The organism is Caballeronia sp. LjRoot31, assembly GCF_964253885.1.
Classification (GTDB): Bacteria; Pseudomonadota; Gammaproteobacteria; order Burkholderiales; family Burkholderiaceae; genus Caballeronia.
Window position 1 is genome coordinate 1114865 of sequence record NZ_CAXURX020000001.1, and the last position, 18506, is coordinate 1133370.

General features: G+C 62.8%; 14 protein-coding genes. 7 read left to right on the top strand and 7 right to left on the bottom strand.

What is annotated here, in order from left to right:
• Window positions 1-22 precede the first annotated feature (22 nt).
• The gene (locus ACSQ8V_RS04825) at window positions 23-712 is read right to left on the bottom strand and encodes an ABC transporter permease (protein ID WP_213762651.1); all 690 of its coding nucleotides are present in this window, start codon (window positions 710-712) and stop codon (window positions 23-25) included.
• 680 nt (window positions 713-1392) lie between these two features.
• Between ACSQ8V_RS04825 and ACSQ8V_RS04830 the strand changes: the two genes are divergently transcribed.
• Window positions 1393-2091 (top strand): pirin family protein, encoded by a 699-nt coding sequence (locus ACSQ8V_RS04830; RefSeq protein WP_436205049.1) that lies wholly within the window; start codon window positions 1393-1395, stop codon window positions 2089-2091.
• 346 nt (window positions 2092-2437) lie between these two features.
• On the opposite strand, the gene ACSQ8V_RS04835 is transcribed toward ACSQ8V_RS04830, so the two are convergent.
• Complete coding sequence (locus tag ACSQ8V_RS04835) at window positions 2438-3019, bottom strand: periplasmic heavy metal sensor (RefSeq protein ID WP_436205050.1); 582 nt, start codon at window positions 3017-3019, stop codon at window positions 2438-2440.
• A 220-nt stretch (window positions 3020-3239) separates the two neighbouring features.
• On the opposite strand from ACSQ8V_RS04835, the gene ACSQ8V_RS04840 reads away from it, so the two are divergent.
• Window positions 3240-3962 (top strand): response regulator, encoded by a 723-nt coding sequence (locus tag ACSQ8V_RS04840; RefSeq protein WP_031362548.1) that lies wholly within the window; start codon window positions 3240-3242, stop codon window positions 3960-3962.
• Window positions 3946-5298: an ATP-binding protein gene (locus ACSQ8V_RS04845; protein WP_436205051.1), complete on the top strand. Its 1353-nt coding sequence runs from the start codon at window positions 3946-3948 to the stop codon at window positions 5296-5298. Before ACSQ8V_RS04840 ends, ACSQ8V_RS04845 begins: the two co-directional genes overlap by 17 nt.
• Before the next feature lie 113 nt (window positions 5299-5411).
• Here ACSQ8V_RS04845 and ACSQ8V_RS04850 read toward each other — a convergent pair whose 3' ends face one another.
• Together ACSQ8V_RS04850 and ACSQ8V_RS04855 are read right to left on the bottom strand one after the other, a co-directional pair.
• Window positions 5412-5675, bottom strand: a complete 264-nt coding sequence (locus ACSQ8V_RS04850; protein ID WP_213762603.1) for a double-stranded DNA-specific endonuclease — start codon at window positions 5673-5675, stop codon at window positions 5412-5414.
• A gap of 134 nt (window positions 5676-5809) precedes the next feature.
• Window positions 5810-7486, bottom strand: a complete 1677-nt coding sequence (locus ACSQ8V_RS04855; RefSeq protein ID WP_213762604.1) for a sensor domain-containing diguanylate cyclase — start codon at window positions 7484-7486, stop codon at window positions 5810-5812.
• A 639-nt stretch (window positions 7487-8125) separates the two neighbouring features.
• On the opposite strand from ACSQ8V_RS04855, the gene ACSQ8V_RS04860 reads away from it, so the two are divergent.
• The 3 genes from ACSQ8V_RS04860 to ACSQ8V_RS04870 all read left to right on the top strand — a co-directional run bounded on the left by ACSQ8V_RS04860 (window position 8126) and on the right by ACSQ8V_RS04870 (window position 15151).
• Window positions 8126-9913: an ABC transporter permease gene (locus tag ACSQ8V_RS04860; RefSeq protein ID WP_213762605.1), complete on the top strand. Its 1788-nt coding sequence runs from the start codon at window positions 8126-8128 to the stop codon at window positions 9911-9913.
• An 84-nt stretch (window positions 9914-9997) separates the two neighbouring features.
• Complete coding sequence (locus ACSQ8V_RS04865; protein ID WP_436205052.1) at window positions 9998-11332, top strand: ABC transporter ATP-binding protein; 1335 nt, start codon at window positions 9998-10000, stop codon at window positions 11330-11332.
• Window positions 11333-11746: 414 nt separating this feature from the next.
• Window positions 11747-15151, top strand: a complete 3405-nt coding sequence (locus tag ACSQ8V_RS04870; protein WP_436205053.1) for an autotransporter outer membrane beta-barrel domain-containing protein — start codon at window positions 11747-11749, stop codon at window positions 15149-15151.
• 29 nt (window positions 15152-15180) lie between these two features.
• On the opposite strand, the gene ACSQ8V_RS04875 is transcribed toward ACSQ8V_RS04870, so the two are convergent.
• The 3 genes from ACSQ8V_RS04875 to ACSQ8V_RS04885 form a co-directional block, all read right to left on the bottom strand.
• Entirely contained in the window at window positions 15181-15699 is a 519-nt protein-coding gene (locus ACSQ8V_RS04875) for a hypothetical protein (protein ID WP_213762608.1), read from the bottom strand.
• Window positions 15696-16250 (bottom strand): hypothetical protein, encoded by a 555-nt coding sequence (locus ACSQ8V_RS04880; protein ID WP_436181084.1) that lies wholly within the window; start codon window positions 16248-16250, stop codon window positions 15696-15698. The genes ACSQ8V_RS04875 and ACSQ8V_RS04880 overlap by 4 nt, the downstream gene beginning before the upstream one ends.
• 280 nt (window positions 16251-16530) lie before the next feature.
• Window positions 16531-17598 carry a sigma-54 interaction domain-containing protein gene (locus ACSQ8V_RS04885; protein ID WP_213762610.1) on the bottom strand — a complete coding sequence of 356 codons (1068 nt, stop codon included), beginning with the start codon at window positions 17596-17598 and terminating at the stop codon, window positions 16531-16533.
• 534 nt (window positions 17599-18132) lie between these two features.
• Here ACSQ8V_RS04885 and ACSQ8V_RS04890 point away from each other — a divergent pair.
• Complete coding sequence (locus ACSQ8V_RS04890) at window positions 18133-18465, top strand: hypothetical protein (protein WP_213762611.1); 333 nt, start codon at window positions 18133-18135, stop codon at window positions 18463-18465.
• The last annotated feature ends 41 nt before the right edge of the window (window positions 18466-18506 follow it).

Consider the following 18506-nt stretch of genomic DNA (forward strand, 5'->3'; position numbering starts at 1 on the left):
ATGTTTCTCATGTTGCTCATGGCTAGAGGTCAGCCTTGCGCACGCCCGACGAGTACCGCCGTTCAAGCCACATCAGCACGAGATTCGATATCGTGGTGATCACGAGATAGACCGCGCCCGCGAGCAGCGTGAAAAAGAAGAACCGCAACGTGCCCTTGCCGGCGTCCTGCGCCGCCTTGACCACGTCCGCCAGACCGATGATCGATACCAGCGCGGTCGCTTTCACCATCACCTGCCAGTTGTTGCCAATGCCCGGCAGCGCGAAACGCATCATCTGCGGGAACATGATTCGCGAGAAGGTTTGCCATGGGGTCATGCCGTAAGCCGCGCCCGCCTCAAGCTGGCCGCGTGGCACGGAGAGGAACGCGCCGCGGAAGGTTTCGGTGAAATACGCGCCGTAGATGAAACCGAGCACGATGACACCGGCGACGAACGGATCGATATCGATCTGATCCCAGCCGAGGAAATCGGTGAGGTGATTGAGCCAGATCTGGATGCTGTAGAACAGGAGCAGCATCAGCACGAGGTCCGGAACGCCGCGCACGAGCGTGGTGTAGATCGTGCCCGCGCCGGAAGAAATGCGGTTTCTCGACAGTTTCGCCGCCGCCCCGAGGAGCCCGATCACGAATGCGAACACGAGCGACAAGACCGCCAGCTTGACGGTTTGCCATGTGCCCGAGAGGATAAGCGGCCCGTAGCCTTGCAGAAACATGGTGATTCCTTGATGACGTGCGCGTGTGCCGTGGCCTTCGCTTTTTTTCGCTGTTGCCTGTTCAGCCGCGCTTTTTTTCCTGAATTCACATAACCGCTGTCTCGCGGCCTGCTTCGGGTGTTCGGTGAACCCGGGCCTCTCGCCGTGCTTGGTTCCTGGTTTATCTACACCCGCCGTCAGCAGCCGCGCTGCTTCTTTCTGCTTCGTTCTACCTCTCGCCCGCTCCCCGGCAAACAAACTGCGGTCACGTCCGGTCACCGCCGCTTCGACCGCGCCCAGAGGGACTGCTGTCAACCGACCGTCTTCGGCGGTGCTTATTCTAGGTGTCCAAAATTGGTGCGTTTTGTCGACAAAGACCTTTCGCCCGAAAATATGCGACCTCGGCTAAAGTCCGCGGACGCACCGTGCGGCTTTCCCGGCGCGCCTTTCCGGCGGGGCGCCGACATCTCAGGCGGCCGCTGACCCTTGAAAAGGCCGGTATTCTACCCGAAGCCGACCGGTGCCCGAGGCCGCGCGCCGCGCGCCGGTTCGAGCGTCCCGTTGCTCGATTTTCCCTGCAATGCCCGCGCACTATCGAGATTGCACGCATTTTCAGGACGGTGTGGTGCCTGCACAGGCGATTGTTTAGCGTGGTGCGCGCCCTTACATTCTCTCCATCGCAATATCACCGGGAGTTCGATATGTTTGAAATTCGACGCGCCAACGAACGCGGCCACGCTAACCATGGCTGGCTTGATTCGTATCACAGCTTTTCTTTCGCCGGCTATGACGACCCGAAGCACGTACATTTCGGCGCGCTGCGGGTAATCAACGAGGATCGCGTCGCGGGTGGCCAGGGTTTCGGGACGCACGGCCATCGCGACATGGAAATCATCAGTTACGTGCTCGAGGGCGCACTGTCGCACAAGGACAGCATGGGCAACGGCTCGACCATCCGTCCCGGCGATGTCCAGCGCATGAGCGCCGGCACGGGCGTGCGGCATAGCGAGTTCAATGGCTCGGCCACTGAAACCGCGCATTTCCTGCAGATCTGGATCATCCCGGACGCAGCGGGCAATGCGCCGGGCTACGAGGAAAAGCGTTTCGACGACGCTGAAAAGCGTGGCCGGCTGCGGGTGATCGCGTCGCCGGTGGGGAGGGACGGCGCGGTCAAGCTGGGCGCCGATGCCGAGCTTTACGCAGGTCTTTTCGACGGCGATGAACGCGCGGAATTCAACGTGCCGGCCGGGAGGCGAGTGTATGTGCACGTGGCGCGGGGCGTGATTTCGGTGAACGGCGAAGCGCTGGTGGCGGGCGATGCCGCGAAGCTGGAAGGGGTGTCGAAGGTCACGCTGGATCAGGGCGCCGGCGCTGAAGTGATCCTGTTCGACCTGGCGTAAACAGTTACTTGCTGATCTTTCCCGTCTTTGGGGGAAGGGACGAGAAAAGGCCGCGGAAGCGATTCCGTGGCCTTTTGTATTGGTTAGCGCGCTTTGAATTTCCCGGAGGCGTCCGGATGACGCCGCGCCGCGCGCCCGCTGGACCAACACGGAACTGGCTTGTATTGATCAATTGCGTCGCCCGTCGTTTCAACGCTAAAAGTAATGTCACATCCGGGCAATGCAAAAAAAGCCGTTCCAACGTTAACCGGAACGGCCTGTCCGGCTCCATGCGATTGAACCGGCGGACCGTGCCGCTTCAATCGCAGGCTCTGGGCGCCTACCTCAGCCAATGCTCAAGCGGCGCTCACGGATTAACGGCGGATGCTCCAGCAGGCGCACCGTGCATGCCGCGATGCTGACTCCAGCGCTCATGCATCTTTTCCCGGCGCGCTTCCATTCTCGCGAAGCGCTGCTTGAGCGCTGTGCTGACCGTGGTCTTTTGCTGGTCGTTCAGCGTGTTATAGAAGTTCAGCCACGCGGCGCTGGTCTGGTCGCGCAACTGGGCATTCTGCTGCTCGATCTTCTGATGCGCCGCGTACATGGCGTTCAGATCGAGAATGGGCTGCTGCTTCATTGATGCTAGTTGTGCGTGCATCTGCTTGTGGCTCTCACGCATGGCCTCATGATTCTGCTTCATGGTGCTGAGCGCGGCCTGCCACGCTTTTTCCTGGTCTGCGTTGAGATTGAGCTGACTGTGCAACTTGTCGAACTCTTTCTTCATCTGCATTCCCCGATGATGCCCGCCCGGGCCGCCGGGACCGCCCATCATGCCTGCACCGCCGGGCGGCGGCGCGTCGGGCGCGGCGGCGCTGGCGGCATTGACCGCGCCGATCGACAGGGCGAGCGCAGCGGCGGCGGTGGCGAGGAATCGGGACTGCTTCAACATGGTTTACTCCTTTTTTGATTTCCAGAGCCGATCTGGCTGCGCCGTTTCGGTGGTCGCGCCTTCGGTAAGACACAGCGTAGACAGTCGCCGCGAAGCGCGTGTTACGAGCAGGGGCCTCGTTATTACGCCGGTTTACTTCCGCCTTTCGCGGTAACACCCAGTAAACGTTTCCGCTGTGTTTGCAACGTGGAGGCCGCGGACTGGCGTTAAACTGCGTCGCATGGCTACTCAAATACTTGTCGTCGACGACGACTCTGAACTGCGCGACCTCCTGCGCGACTACCTGGTCCGGCAAGGCATCGAAGTATCGGTGCTGCATGACGCGGGTACGCTCGAACGGCGCCTCGAACGCGAGCGCCCGGACCTGATCGTGCTCGACCTGATGATGCCGGGTGTGGACGGACTGACCGCGTTGCGCAAGTTGCGCGCTTCGGGTGACGACATTCCGGTGATCATGCTGACGGCGCGCGCGGACGACGTGGATCGCATCGTCGGACTGGAACTTGGCGCTGACGACTATCTGGGCAAACCGTTCAACCCGCGCGAATTGCTGGCGCGCGTGCAGGCAGTGTTGCGCCGGCGCCGTACGATTCCGTCGGCGGCGCCCGAGCAGCGCGAACCGTTTTCGTTCGGGCGTTTCCGGCTCGACTTCCAGTCGCGCACGCTTCATCAGGACGAAACGCCGCTCACGCTGTCGGGCAGCGAGTTCGCATTGCTGAAGATTTTCGTCAATCACCCCATGCGCACGCTGACGCGCGAGCGTCTGCTCGAACTGCTGCACGGTCCCGAATACGACGGCACCGACCGGGGTATCGACGTGCAGGTGTGGCGTCTGCGCCGGATCCTCGAAACCGATCCGTCCACGCCGCGCTTTATCCAGACGGTACGCGGGCGCGGTTATGTGTTCGTGCCGGACGGCGAGCAAAATGCGTCGGCCCATTGATTCACTGTTCGGCCGGCTGGTTGTCCTGGTCATCGGCGTGCTCGTGTTGTCGCACGTCGCCTGGTTCACGGTCATCCGGCTCGAGCGGGATCAGACGCAAACTCGCTACGCGGTAGAAGAGGCCGCGTTCCTGGTCGACGCTGTGCGCCAGCACATCGCGAATTCGCCGGATCAGCCGCTGCCGTCGAGCGTGAGCGTGGTCGAGCCCAACAGTCATGAAGTTCCCAAACCCTTCACCGACGCTGACACCAGCCGCGTGCCGCCGCAGTTCGGGCGATTTATCGACGACTTGCGGGATCGTCTGCCGGACGGCACCGACATTCGTATCGGCGAGCCGGGCGGCCCGCCGCGCCTGTGGGTGCGAGGCGCGAAGGACGCCAGCTGGATTGTCGTGCCGGTTCAGCCTTTGCGTCCACCGCGTTCGCGCGACCGGATGCTGCTCTGGCTCGCGATTATTTTTTCCACGGCAGTGATGGCCGCACTCTTTGCCGCGTGGCAATTACAGACGCCGTTGCGTTCGCTGGCGCAGGCGGTCGGCCGCTTCGGCCGGGGTGAACCTACTCCGCCGGTGCCCGAGCGTGGTCCGCGCGAGCTGCGGCAGTTGACCCACGGGTTCAACCAGATGGTGCGCGAAGTGGAGCAGACGGAAAGCGACCGCGCGGTCATGCTGGCTGGGGTCGCCCATGATCTCAAGACGCCGCTTGCGCGTTTGCGCCTGCGTGCTGAAATGATGGATGAAGCGAAACTACGGGACGGCGTGGTGCGCGACGTGGATTCCATGGCGCATATCGTCGACCAGTTCCTTGTGTTCGCACACGACGGCGCCGATCGTAGCGAGCCGGCCGAAGTTGATCAGCAGTGCGAGCGCATTGCGCGCAGTTATCGCGCTGTCACTGTGGGCGCGCCGTCTGTTCAGACCCGGCTTACAGCGGGGCGGGATTTCGCGTTGCCCACGGCGACACTTGACCGCTTGCTGTCGAACCTGCTCGATAACGCTCACGCGTACGGCGCACCGCCGATCGTGATCGAAACGTTGCGCGGGACGAATGGCTGGATCTTGCGCGTCATGGACAGCGGGAGTGGGATCGCGGCACACGATCTGGTCAAGGCGAGCCGGCCGTTCGTCAGGCTCGATCCGGCGCGCGGCGGCAGTGGCCACAGCGGGCTGGGGCTTGCGATTGTTGAGCGGCTGGTACGGCGGGCGGGCGGTGAATGCGAAATTGGCAATCGCCCCGAAGGCGGCCTGCAGGCCGTGATGACCTTTCCCTTCGATGTAGTGGCGCGCTCGGCCGAGATGCTGCATGGCGACGTGCTGCATGAAGCGCGCATGATGTGATTGGCCAGCCCGGGGCTTGGCGTCCTCGGGCGGCGGGTTTCGCGCGTGGCCAAAACTCCGCCGCCAAAACCCCGCAGCGCCAGCGAACCCAAGCCTGGCGCCAGGCGAAATCCCTAGTCGAACAAGGTATTGAGCGCGGAAGCCGCTTCGCTGTCGACCGTGTTGTACGTCACGGTCGCGGCTTCGAAAATATAGTGCGTGGTGTATTTGCCGAACCGCGCCAGGATTTCCTCCTGGATCACTTCGGGGGCGACCTCAAGACGCAAATACCAGGCAGTCGAAGAGAGTCGTGTCTGGAACGCACCATACTCGGCCAGCAAGTGATCGAACGCTTCAGCGTCCTGATCGCGGCAGACAATGACCAGATTTCCCTTCATGCACCCCTCCTGATTCTTGATAACGGCAGATATCGAACTCGAAGATCGATAATACCTGCTGTCGTGCCGCTGCCGCACCACGCCTTTCAGCCAACGTCTCGCTAAATTGCCGTTTTAGCCGGTTTAACTTTGCGTCAGACCGTTTCAGGATGCAGCGGCATGGGGGGCCGGGTATCGGCCGGGCGCACTTCGCTGCGGTCGCGCCCTCCCGATTTCGCCGCATACAACGCCAGATCCGCGCGCTTGAGCAGGTTTTCGGCCGTGTCGCCGTCGCTCATTTCCGTGATGCCAATGCTCACGCTCAGCGTGGAGTCGTCGGGGAGATAAGCGCAATGCTCCTGGTTGAAGCGCTTGCGCAGGCGTTCGAGAACCGTGTGGGCATCGGCGAGCGAGGTATGCGGCAGCAGCAGACCGAATTCCTCACCGCCCAGGCGCCCGACACCGTCGCTCGCGCGCAGTTGCCCTTCGCACATCCGCACGAAATGTTCGAGCGCGCGGTCACCGGTGGCGTGGCCGAAGCGGTCATTCACCTGCTTGAAGTGGTCAAGATCGGCGATTGCAACTGACAGCGGCATGCCGCCCGAGCGGGCCAGATCGACTTCGCGGCGCAAGGTATCGAGGAAATAACGTCGCGACAGCGCTCCGGTCAACGCGTCGTGCCGGGCTTCAGCGGACAGCAGCGCATTGGCCGACTGCAACTGGTTGGCCAGATGGCGCGTGGCCCGGTGCAAGCGCCGTTCGCGCAGGTATGACACGGTGATCACAATGGCCAGCAGGCTCACGCCGAGCGTCGTCAGGAACACGAGCAGCCTGTCGCGACGTTGATTGCTCACAATTTCCGTCCAGTTCGGCAGCGGATGGACAATATGCGCGGCAAGCCCCGAGTTCAGACCGGTGCGTTCGTCGTAGAGAGAGGGCGTGTTGCTGTCGCCGGAGGAGAAAAACGAGTGTGCGAGCGAAGGCGGCAGCCAGGGCGCGTCCGCCCGCACGCGGTCCCCAATGTTGGTCAGCGGCAGCGTACGGAAATCGACCCGCCGATACGCATCCAGCCGCTCCGCCCTCGACATTTGCAGCACGGGCGAATCTGGCAGCACGCGGTTTTCGAGCCGGCTTTCGTGAGCCATGATGATCACGCCGTTGCTGTCGGTGACGAATGTGCCCGCGCGCGCTACCCAGTGGCGCAAGCGGTCGATACTCACTTTGGCGATCACCGCGCCTACCAGGAAGCCGTCGCGATACACCGGCGTCGCGATGAAGATGCCGGGGTCGCCGTTCATCCGGCCGACGCCGTAAGTTTCGTTGAACGCGCCGAGCAGCGCTTTCTGGATATAACCGCGCATGCGCATGTCGATGCCAACGAAGCTGTTCGAGTCATTCCCGTTGCTCGACGCCACGCAAAACCCATCGCTATTGACGACCCACACATAGTCGAGGCCCGTGAATCCGCGGGCGTTGCGCAGGAAGTTGTCGAGTTTGGCGAGCGCCGGCGCGGCGAGCCATTTTGCCCGCCGCTCGGGCTCGGTTTGCCTGATTTCTTCCGTGGAACCGTGGGATTGGGCGAGCGCCAGCTGGATCATGTCCATTTCGGCGATAGTGGCCGGAATCGCCCGGGACATGGCGATGTCGCTGGCAATGATCTGCGCGGTGTTGTCGACGATCGACGCAGCCATTTGCTGCTCCACGCGTACCGACGCGGTCAGTTCTTGCTGTACCATTCGGTCCGACACCATCCCGGCGGCAACCCAGCACACGCATGCGAGCAACGCGAAGGCGAGCGTCGCGATGGCGCGGTGGAAGGTTGTCTTGTTCATCGATCCTCTGGCCTGTCTGACTGTGGCGCGACCGCGCGTCACGAGCATGTTATGAGTGTTTTACCGGCATATGAGCATCTTACCGGGCGCAGCCGCGCGTATATCGGTAGTTCGCCCAACCGCAGTCCGATTTGCCCAGGTTCGCTCCGGTTCACCCACTTGGCCCACGCCTTCACGCCTCGATTGGACGACGTTTTCTCCCGGCCATCAAGGTGTTATCGGCACGAGCGCGCGTTTCTGAACCGTGTGTCCACGTTCGCCACGGGTCAGCCGTTTAACCCAGGGGCGGTGCTGAGGGCGGTGGATCAGGAAAACCGGCAACAGACCCGCCGGCCGAGGTTGTGCGTGAAACAAAGGTTGGTGTAGTGTCGTGCGTTTCCGAAATAGTCAAGTTGTGTGTCGGCCGGGTGGGCGAGTGTTCAATGGCACCGCACCACCATGCGCCGGGTTCTGCCTGGAACGCGCAGGACTCCGCTGGTTTGACGGAGAGGCGAGGTCAGGCCGCGCCCGCGCCTGGCGGATGAGGGAAGGGCGGAGTATCCGCTTGGGAAACAAGAATACAGGCAATAACACAGGCGCCGGACGCTGCCTCGCGCAACGGCGGCCTGCTGCAACGAGCCTCAACGGGAAGGGCGTGGAATGGATTTCGGCTTTAACCTGACTCGAACGGCGAACGCTTCGGCGTTGCGTCTGTTGCCTAATCGATGGGACTTCGTCGCGTTCCCGCTGATTATCTGCGTGCTTGCGCTCACCGTAGTCGGCTTTCACGAGACGTTGGCGCCCATCTCGACACTGCAAACGCAGGCCATTTCGCTCGACCCGGCGAACCTGCCCGAATACGCGCTGCGCACTACCTTGCGCATGCTTGCGGCCATGGTGGCGTCGCTGGTCTTCACGCTGATCTACGGCACGCTCGCGGCGAAGAGCCGGCGGGCGTCCGTCGTGCTCGTGCCGATCCTGGACATTCTCCAGTCGGTGCCGGTGCTCGGTTATATCTCGTTCACGGTCACGTTCTTTCTCGCGTTGTTCCCGGGCCGCGTGTTCGGCGCCGAGCTGGCGGCGATCTTCGCCATTTTCACGAGCCAGGCGTGGAACATGACGTTCAGCTTCTATCAGTCGCTGCGGACCGTGCCGCGCGATCTCGATGAAGTCTCGCGCGGTTTTCACCTGACCAACTGGCAGCGCTTCTGGAAGCTCGAAGTGCCGTTTTCGATGCCCGGCCTCATCTGGAACATGATGATGTCGATGTCGGGCGGCTGGTTCTTCGTCGTCGCCTCCGAAGCGATCGTGGTCGGTAACCGCACCATCGTATTGCCGGGTATCGGCGCGTATCTGGCAACGGCCATTGGCGAGCGCAATCTCGGCGCGATCGGCTGGGTGATCCTGGCAATGACCGTTGTGATCCTGGCCTACGATCAGCTCATGTTCCGTCCGCTGGTTGCCTGGGCCGACAAATTCCGCATGGAAAACACGAGTTCGGGCAACGTGCCGGAGTCGTGGCTGCTCGACCTGATTCGCCGCACGCGCTTGATTCACCAGTTGCTCGTGCCGGCGGGCTGGATGATCGGCAAGATGGCGCGGGTGCCGCTGAAGCTGCCGTCGCTGCAAGGCCGCCTGCCGAAATTCCCGATAGGCGCGTCCGGGCCGACGCCCGCGGCGCGCAACAAGTCCCGTAATCCGTCCCGTGCCGGTGATATCGCGTGGGCGATCATCGTCCTCGCGCTGACGGTGTTCCTGGTGTGGAAGGTGACGGTGTTCGTGAGCACCGGCGTCACGTGGGGCGAAGTCTGGCACGTCTTCTGGCTGGGCTTGATCACGCTGTTTCGCGTGATGGTGCTGATCGCGCTGGCTTCGGTGATCTGGGTTCCGATCGGCGTGCTGATCGGGCTGCGGCCCGCCTTAGCCAGCAAGATCCAGCCGCTCGCGCAATTCCTGGCCGCGTTCCCGGCGAACCTGCTGTTCCCGGTGTTTGTCGTGGTGATCGTGAAATTCGACCTGAACCCGGATATCTGGCTCTCGCCGCTGATCGTGCTGGGCACGCAGTGGTATATCCTTTTCAACGTGATTGCCGGGGCGACGTCGTATCCGAACGATTACCGTGAAGCGGCCACCAATTTCCAGATCAAAGGCTGGCAGTGGTGGCGCCAGGCCATCCTGCCGGGCATCTTCCCGTACTACGTGACTGGCGCGATCACCGCATCGGGCGGGGCGTGGAATGCGAGCATCGTGGCGGAAGCGGTGTCGTGGGGTCACACGAAAATCGTGGCCCACGGGCTTGGCGCGTACATAGCGCAAAGCACCGCCGACGGCGACTATCCGAAAATCATTCTCGGCATTGCCGTGATGTCGTTGTTCGTCACACTCTTTAACCGGCTCCTGTGGCGGCCGTTGTTCGCTTTCGCTGAAGCGCGCCTGAGGCTGGACTGAGTCCGAAGCCCGTCATCCGGCCGAACGCCCGCCGCCAACGGCCCAAACCGTGAAATTTTTGTAATCAGCAACACGCGAGCGCCTATGTCAACGCAGACGAATACGACCACCCAAACGCCGCCGATCCCGCCGCGCCCCGGCCAGGAAATCCTGCGCGTCGACAAAGTCAGTCGCGGCTTCAACAAGACGCAGGGCGAACTGCTCGTGCTCGAAGACGTGAACCTGACGCTCAACGAAGGCGAGATTGTCGGGTTGCTGGGCCGTTCGGGTTCCGGCAAGTCGACGCTGCTGCGGATCATCGCCGGCCTGATCGAGCCGACAGGCGGTGAGGTCACCTATCTGAACGAGCCGTTGCACGGCCCGGCGAAAGGCGTGGCCATGGTCTTCCAGACCTTCGCGCTGTTTCCGTGGCTGACCGTGCTGCAGAACGTGGAAGCGGGGCTGGAGGCGCAGGGCGTGCCGTCGAAGCTGCGGCGCGAGCGGGCGCTGGCGGCCATCGACCTGATCGGTCTCGACGGTTTCGAAAACGCGTATCCGCGTGAGTTGTCGGGCGGCATGCGCCAGCGGGTGGGTTTTGCGCGCGCGCTGGTCGTCGACCCGACGTTGTTGCTCATGGACGAGCCGTTTTCCGCGCTCGACGTGCTGACCGCGGAGAACTTGCGTACCGATCTGCTCGATCTCTGGACGCAGGGCAAGATGCCGATCAAGTCGGTGTTGATCGTGACGCATAACATTGAAGAAGCGGTGTTCATGTGTGACCGGATCCTGGTGTTGTCGTCGAATCCGGGGCGCGTGATGGCTGAAATCCGGGTGCCGTTCAAGCACCCACGCAATCGTCTTGATCCGGCGTTCCGTCGTCTGGTCGATGACATCTACGCCAAGATGACCGCGCGGAAGTTCGGCGAAGAGAAGAAAAAGGGCCTGGAACTGAGCAGCTGGCTGCCGCAGGTGTCGACCAACCTGATGGCGGGTCTGATCGAAACGCTTGCCGCCGATCCGTATCACGGCCGTGCCGACATGCCGGAGATCGCGCGGTCGCTGCATCTGGAAGTGGACGATCTGTTTCCTGTAGCCGAAGTGCTGCAGCATCTGGGTTTCGCCGACGTGCGCGAAGGCGATATTTTCCTGACGCCGCCGGCGCGCGTGTTCGCCGAGTTTGGTACGCAGGAGCGCAAGATGATGTTCGCGGAGCATTTGCTGCGGCACGTGCCGCTCGCAGCCCGGATCAAGAAGGTGCTGAACGAACGGCCTGGGCATCGTGCACCGCGCGTGCGCTTCGAGCAGGAACTGGAAGACTTCCTCTCCGATAAAGCCGCCGAGGAAACCCTGGACGCGGTGATCAACTGGGGCCGTTACGGCGAGATTTTCTCGTACAACGACCAGACCGAGATTTTCAGTCTGGAGGATGTCGAGTCCTGACGGACGGAGACAAAACACCGGTTCAACGGTGCGGCTTTTAAAAAAAACGCGGCTCATCTAGAAACGGATGCCGCGTTTTTTGCGTTTGCACGTCTTTGTTTTAGTTATCGATCTGCGGTTCTGGTTCGGTCATCACGAGGTTTCCGGCCGGTAAGCGCGTGATTGCCTGCAGTTATGGAAGGACTCCGAAGGATCGTTTCATATCGCGCTGAGAGCCAGTCCTATTATGGCTTTGAACGTTTCGATACCGCGCCATTGAATCGCTTTGCGCAAGATTGCTCCAGCGGAAATCGTGGATTACGCTTTGATCCCCAACCGGACACGCACCCGTCCACACGCCTGGCTAAAACTGGCGCGGGACGATCACACACGGCAGGGCAGACGCGTCGTCAGCCCGAAACGTGGAGACAAAAGATGCGCTCGCTGTTGCCGCCCAACTGGCTCTTCAAACCCGCTCGGCTAACCCGTCTGTCTATCGGCGTGACGTGTTTGCTGCGCGTTCCGTCTGCGCTCGCTGCATGCGACAACCTGGCGCCCGCGAGCGGAGAAACCGCCACATGCAACACTAATGCGCCGAATCCATCGACGCTGCCTGTGGTGGCCGCCAACGGAAGCACAGGCGTCACCGTGGTCGTGCTGCCCGGCGCCGGCATCAGCGTGACCAATATCAACGGCATCGTCGTTCGGGATTCGAGCACCGTGACGAACCTTGGAACGCTGCAAATCAACGGGGATACGTTCGATGCCATCTCGTCCGGGGGAAGCGCAAACGGCCTCGGGCACAACTCGCTGACCAACGGCGGCTCGATCCAGACGGGCGGAGCGGAGTCCGAGGGCATGTTCAATACATCGGCGGCGGTGAGGATGCTGAACGCCGCGGGCGGGGTGATTTCCACGGGCGGTGCAAGTGCGGCAGCCATGCTGGACTTTTCCAACGCCGGCGGCGGCTCGCTGACCAACAACGGCGCGCTTACCACTTCCGGCGACGGTTCCTACGGCATGGCCGCCGAGACTTCCGGAGACACGATCGTCAACAACGGCACGATTACGACGTCGGGAGCCAGTTCTTATGGTCTTTTCGCGAACGGCAGCGGCGTCGGAACGACGTTGACCAACAACGGGTCCGTCGAGACATCCGGACCGAACGGCCACGGCATCATCTCCCTCGATGCCACGCCGGGACTCATCACGAACACGGGTTCGATCGTGACGCATGGGCCGAACGCGCTCGGCGCATATCTCGCGAACACGGTCACCCTGGTCAACGCCGCGGGGGCACGTATTGCCAGCGATCAGGACAACGGTATCGACGCCAACGGCGGTGGCACGTTCACCAACGCCGGGACCATCTCGGGCGGCAACGTAGGGATGTCGGTGGTCGGGGGCAACACGCTGATCGTGAACAGCGGGGTGATCGCGGGCGGCACGAATCTCGGCATCTCGACCACGGGCCCGTACGTCGTCACCATCACGAATACCGGCCAGATATCGGGCGGCGGTGGCGTTGCCGTATGGACCGATACCGGCGTGAACACGTTCAACATGGACGGCGGCACAGTCACCGGACTGATCCGGCAAGGCACCGGCGTCAACACGTTCGTGATGCAGGCGGGCCAGGTCGATTCCGTCGATCAGGGCGGACCGCAGCCGCGCTTCACGCTGAACGGCGGAGTCGTCACGGGCGGCCTGACAAACGGCGGCGCGGTCACGATCACCGGCGGGCGCATTGGCAGCGTGGGGCTGACGGCCGCGAGCAATACCTTCACGATGTCCGGAGGGCAGGTCGATGCAAACCTGACGGCCGGTTCCGGCGATACGGCGTTGACGCTATCGGGCGGGACGATCGGCGGCGCGGTCACGCTCGGTAACGGCACGAACGCCATCACGGTCACGGGCGGATCGATTGCGCAGGGTCTTGCATCAGGCGATGGGACCACGACCTTCGGATGGCTGGGCGGGGGCGTGATCGGCGGATCGGTGTCGTTCGGAGCGGGCGGGGTCACCGCCACGTTGTCGAATCTGAGCGATGCCAACCTTGCCGGGTTATCGACATTCGATGGCGGCACCGGTCACGACGCCCTCACGTTCGATCACACGCAAGCCAGCGGCCTGAGCCGTTTCGTGAACTGGGAAAGCATCGCGGTGACGAACGCCAGCCGGCTCACGCTCGACGGCCAGGGCCTGACGCTCGGCGATGCCGCGACGCAAACCGGTGTGCTCGGCATCGATTCGACGAGCACGCTTGCGTGGAACGGTGGCGGGTCATCGGCAATCATGGCCGCCGGGCCGGGCGGGCTCGTGACGGTAAGCAATGCGGGCACGATCGATTTGACCGGCGGCGCGGGCCCGCACAGTGCGCTGGTTGTCGGCGGCAACTATGTCGGGCAGGGTGGCAAATTGCTGGTGCAGAGCGTGCTCGGGACGGACGGTTCGCCGAGCGGAAAACTGGTGATTTCGCAAGGCGCGGCGACGGGCAATACGGCGATCGGTGTGACGAACGCCGGCGGCGCGGGGGCGCTGACAGTGGCCGACGGGATCATGGTCGTGCAGACGCTTCAGGGCGGGACGACGGCCGCGACGGCGTTTTCGTTGTCGCAGCCGGTCAAGGCCGGGGCGTTCACGTATTACCTGTTTCGAGGCGGGGTGACGGCGGGGACGGGGGACGACTGGTATTTGCGGTCGAGCATCACGCCGGTGCCGCCGGTGCCGCCTGTTCCACCGGTACCACCGGTACCACCGGCTCCCCCCGCACCGCCGCCCACATCGCCTGCGCCGCCTGCACCTCCTACGTCGCCGGCACCGCCGCCGACAGACCCGGCACCGCCGCCCATACAGCCGACATCGTCGCCGCAAGCACCGACGCCGCTCTATCGCATCGAAGTACCGCTCTACGCGGAGATCCCCTCAATCACGCGCGAGCTTGGTATCGAACAGATTGGTACTTTTCACGACCGCCAGGGCGATCAATCGATGTTAAACGAGGCGGGCGCGGTGCCTGCGGCATGGAGCCGTGTCTGGGGTAACCGGACGATCACGAGCAGCGACACGGGCGTCGATCCGCATTTCAACGGTTCGACCGGCGGCGTGCAAATTGGTCAGGATGTGTACGCTGACACCACCGCCGACGGCCGTCGGAATCACTATGGTTTTATGCTCGGCGCCTCGCGCGCTTCAGGCGATGTGAGCGGTTTCGCGCTGGGCATGCCGGCTGTGTCGGCGGGCAATCTGAGTATCGATGCCGGCAGCCTCGGCGCGTACTGGACGCACATCGGCGCGGGTGGCTGGTACACCGATACGGTCGTGATGGGCAGCGCGTTGACGATCAAACCGTCGTCGAACGACGGCGTCAACCCAACCACGCACGGCCGGTCCGTAGCGGGTTCCATCGAGGCCGGCTTGCCCTTTGCGTTGCCGGCCGGATTGCGTATCGAACCGCAGGCGCAACTGATCTGGCAACACGTGGCCCTCGACGATCTCAACGATGGTATTTCGACCGTCGCCTTCGATAACCCAAGTTCCCTGGCCGCTCGTTTTGGCGTGCGCCTGACTGGCCGGATGGAAGCGCTGGGCGCGATCTGGCAGCCGTATGCACGCGTGAATCTCTGGCGCTACTTCAATGCCGGGAGCCACGTGACGTTCGGCGATACAACCGTGATCCCGGCGGAGTCATCGGCGACGATTGCCGACGTGGAAGCCGGGGTGGCCGTGAACGTGAGCGCGCGCGGCAGCGTATTCGTGAATGTGCACTATGCGACGAACGTGAGCGGCGCGCGTCGCGAGTCGGTGGGCGGAGACGCGGGCGTACGTTGGCGCTGGTGACGCGCCAACGCAGAGGGAGACGCAGTCTACTACTGCAGATTGCCCCAGCGTTCCACCGCCGGTTCCGCCGACGCCCATTTCCAGCCGCCGCCACTATTGTCATTGCCCTTGCAGGCCTGCGCGAGGAACCAGTCCTGATGCGCGTCCGGCTTGTCGCCGTCGGCGACCGAGAATGCGAACTCCCGGCAGGTCGCCAGCGCGCTGCTGAATTCGCGCAGCACACGCACGTCGCCATGACCGTTCTCCACCGGCAGCGTATGTTTCACGCGCCAGGGTTTCGTATCGCCGATGGGGAGATCGCCCGCGGTCGTCGCAATGGCGATCTGCTGGTCGCTATGCAGGCGTTTCATCAGACGCTGAACGGCTTCGTCGGTAGCGGCCTGGACCGCGATACCCACGCCGAAACCGATGGCCGGATTGCTGGTGATCACGCCCGTGGAGACCCCCGCCGCCGCGCCGGCTGCCGCACCGATCGAGCCGCAGCCGCTGAGGAAGACGCAGCTCGCAGCGACGCCGGCCGCGAGCATCAAACTGAGGCCGGGTTTCATTGCAGCGCACCCCAGCGCGGCGTGGCAGGTTCCGCCGACGCCCACTTCCAGACCTGGCCGTCACGGCAGATTGACGCGACGTAGAAACCGCTGTCGGCCGGATGATCCTTGGTGGCATCGGTATCGACGGAGAATACGATCTCCTTGCAGTCGAGCGTTCCTGTGCTGATGGTGCGGCTGACCGTCACGCGGCCCTTCTCGTCCGGCTCGATGGGCACGCTATGCACCGCGAACCACGGTGCCACCGCGCCGACGGCGAGCGGACCGGCTGCCCCGGCGATCCTGTCTTGCGTATAGGTGTGCATCACGCGCTCGCTGTACTGCACGCCGGCCTTGGCCGCAGCCACGGCGCCAAGGCCGATGCCGGTTGCCACCGCGGCGTTGCGGGTCACGCTGCCCGCGATGGCGGCGCCGGCTATACCGGCGCCTGCCACGGCGCTTTCACCATATAAGGAGCTACACCCTGAGAGGGTGGCGCATGCGAGTGCTCCAATCAGGAGCGTTGCCAGTGCGACGGCGCTGGGGGGCCGCCGGTGAATCGTTTTCTGCATGATGCTGTACCTTCCTCGCCTTTCCTTATTCCTTCGATAACGACAACCGGCTTGCCTGTGCGAGCACTGAAAGGAACACTAAGCAATCGGAGCGCCCGCGCATTTTGAAGGATGCAGCGAAATGAAGGGCAAAGAAATTTGCAAGAAATTGCAAATGCGGGGAACGTAGTGCGTGAAATGAAAAAGTACCGTGACAAATTCACGGATGGACGCGTCGATGAGCCGCATCAGGGCCCATCGACTTCATCAACGCGGCGAACACAAAAGGACGCAACGAGGCTCAGCTTTCCGCGCCCGCCGACGTTGACGCGTCCCCGTCGCCTTCGTTCTCGTACGTGCCGAGGCGGTTGTACAGCGTCTTGAGGCTCACGCCGAGCGCCTTGGCGGCGCGGCGTTTGTCTCCTCCGCAATGCTTGAGCGTGCCGAGGATGATTTGTTTCTGCGCATCGGCGAGCGGCGTGCCGACCCACACGTTCATCGCATCGCCTTGCGTGACCGGCTTTTTAACCCGCGATGCCAGATGCGGATGCGCAATCTCCACGGTCTTCTCAGCAAGGATGAACGCGCGATACACGGTGTTCTTCAACTCGCGCACATTGCCCGGCCATGAGTACGTGCGCAGCATGTCGAGCGCGCGTTTGCTGAAGGCCTTGTTCGTCCCTTCTTGCGCGTTCATCTCAGAGAGGAAGTGCTGCGCGAGGAATTCGCGGTCGGTATCGCGTTCACGCAGAGGCGGCGCGCGCAACGGGAACACGGCCAGCCGATACATCAGGTCCTCTCGCAAGCCGTTCTCCTTCACCGCCACGATCGGATCGCGATTGGTCGCCGCGATCACGCGGACATCGGAGTGAATCAGGTCATTGCCGCCCACGCGAAAGAACGTGCCCGTTTCCAGCGCGCGCAGCAGCTTGACTTGTCGAACCGGCGACATCTCGGTCACTTCATCGAGGAACAGCGTGCCGCCGTTGGCATGCTCGAAGTAGCCGAGGCGTCCCTGCACGGCACCTGTGAAGCTGCCTTTCTCGTGGCCGAAGAGTTCAGGTTCGATCAGGTTATCGGGGATCGCGCCGCAATTCACGGCAACGAACGGGGCCTCGCGGCGGGCGCTCTGATCGTGGATCGTGCGTGCAATCAGCTCCTTGCCCGTCCCCGATTCACCGATGATCAACGCGGTGGCATCGGTGGCGGCCACGCGTTCGATCTGCGAGTACAACTCCATCATCACGGGCGATGAACCGTACAAAAGTCCATACGATTTCAACCCGGCAATTTCACCAGCATTGCGTTTTTTTTGCGATGGCGTGTCGCCGGAGGCGACAGCCGGCGAGTCCAGATCGATTGACGCCATGAGTCTTTGTCCTGCAAATGTTATTCGGGCGACAGCTCGGCCGCTGGGGGAAGACGAGGCGGCGCCGCAGGGCCGAAGCGGTCATCGCCAGTCGGATGGCAGGCCCGTTGTGACTGCCGCTCGGGTAGGCGAAGCATCGTTCGACGGCACCGGTTCCGTCATTTCAGGGACCAGCGCTTGCATGCGGCTTATCTCATAAACCGTATTTAACCATCCGTAACGACTTAGCGCCAATGTGCTTTGCATGCGCCTGGTCCTTTCGGTGCCCTTTGTCGTTGTCCTTCCTCACACCATTGAATACACGAATCTCCACACGAATGGAAACCCCGGCCGCGAGCCGGAAAGCTTCACCGATATCGCCAGGACATTACCTGCGCCGGGCGTAATTGTTACGCGTTTGACGTGGCCCGAGCCGCTGCGCTTGGCCCGCAATCAATGATCATCACCATGCCGGCATACGCATTGGCCGAGATGGCACGAAACCTGCGACTCGCTTGGCATCTGCAATGAAAGGCCGGTATCCGGCACCAAGCCATGGAAGATTCCCTTCACTTCGACATTCCCGTGCGACCGCGTGCGCGTCCCGTCCGCCGGGCTCGCGCACAGCCGCGCGTGACTGAGCGTCCGGAACTACTGACGGCCGAACCGATCAACCTTTATCACTGGGCCGCCGTCGCGCTGGTGACCGCGTTGATGTGCGTGGTCATGGCTTGCGCTGCCGGCACGCCGACGCTCGCGCGGGCAGCGAGCGTCACGAGTGCTGCGTTTGCCGCGCTCGGCGGCGTGCTGGTGCTGGGCGCCATGCTACGTGCGATGCGACTGCGGCGCTCGGAACATCAGGCGCCACTCAACACGTGGATATCGTGATGTGGGCGCAGAAGCCGCCACGTCCGGCGGGACATCTATCA

Bases quoted from the DNA above. Each gene is read 5' to 3' on its own strand.
- ACSQ8V_RS04860 (WP_213762605.1), top strand. From the start codon at position 8,126: ATGGATTTCGGCTTTAACCTGACTCGAACGGCGAACGCTTCGGCGTTG.
- ACSQ8V_RS04845 (WP_436205051.1), top strand. From the start codon at position 3,946: ATGCGTCGGCCCATTGATTCACTGTTCGGCCGGCTGGTTGTCCTGGTC.
- ACSQ8V_RS04880 (WP_436181084.1), bottom strand. From the start codon at position 16,250: ATGCAGAAAACGATTCACCGGCGGCCCCCCAGCGCCGTCGCACTGGCA.
- ACSQ8V_RS04870 (WP_436205053.1), top strand. From the start codon at position 11,747: ATGCGCTCGCTGTTGCCGCCCAACTGGCTCTTCAAACCCGCTCGGCTA.
- ACSQ8V_RS04835 (WP_436205050.1), bottom strand. From the start codon at position 3,019: ATGTTGAAGCAGTCCCGATTCCTCGCCACCGCCGCCGCTGCGCTCGCC.
- ACSQ8V_RS04855 (WP_213762604.1), bottom strand. From the start codon at position 7,486: ATGAACAAGACAACCTTCCACCGCGCCATCGCGACGCTCGCCTTCGCG.
- ACSQ8V_RS04885 (WP_213762610.1), bottom strand. From the start codon at position 17,598: ATGGCGTCAATCGATCTGGACTCGCCGGCTGTCGCCTCCGGCGACACG.
- ACSQ8V_RS04875 (WP_213762608.1), bottom strand. From the start codon at position 15,699: ATGAAACCCGGCCTCAGTTTGATGCTCGCGGCCGGCGTCGCTGCGAGC.
- ACSQ8V_RS04865 (WP_436205052.1), top strand. From the start codon at position 9,998: ATGTCAACGCAGACGAATACGACCACCCAAACGCCGCCGATCCCGCCG.
- ACSQ8V_RS04890 (WP_213762611.1), top strand. From the start codon at position 18,133: ATGGAAGATTCCCTTCACTTCGACATTCCCGTGCGACCGCGTGCGCGT.
- ACSQ8V_RS04850 (WP_213762603.1), bottom strand. From the start codon at position 5,675: ATGAAGGGAAATCTGGTCATTGTCTGCCGCGATCAGGACGCTGAAGCG.
- ACSQ8V_RS04840 (WP_031362548.1), top strand. From the start codon at position 3,240: ATGGCTACTCAAATACTTGTCGTCGACGACGACTCTGAACTGCGCGAC.
- ACSQ8V_RS04830 (WP_436205049.1), top strand. From the start codon at position 1,393: ATGTTTGAAATTCGACGCGCCAACGAACGCGGCCACGCTAACCATGGC.
- ACSQ8V_RS04825 (WP_213762651.1), bottom strand. From the start codon at position 712: ATGTTTCTGCAAGGCTACGGGCCGCTTATCCTCTCGGGCACATGGCAA.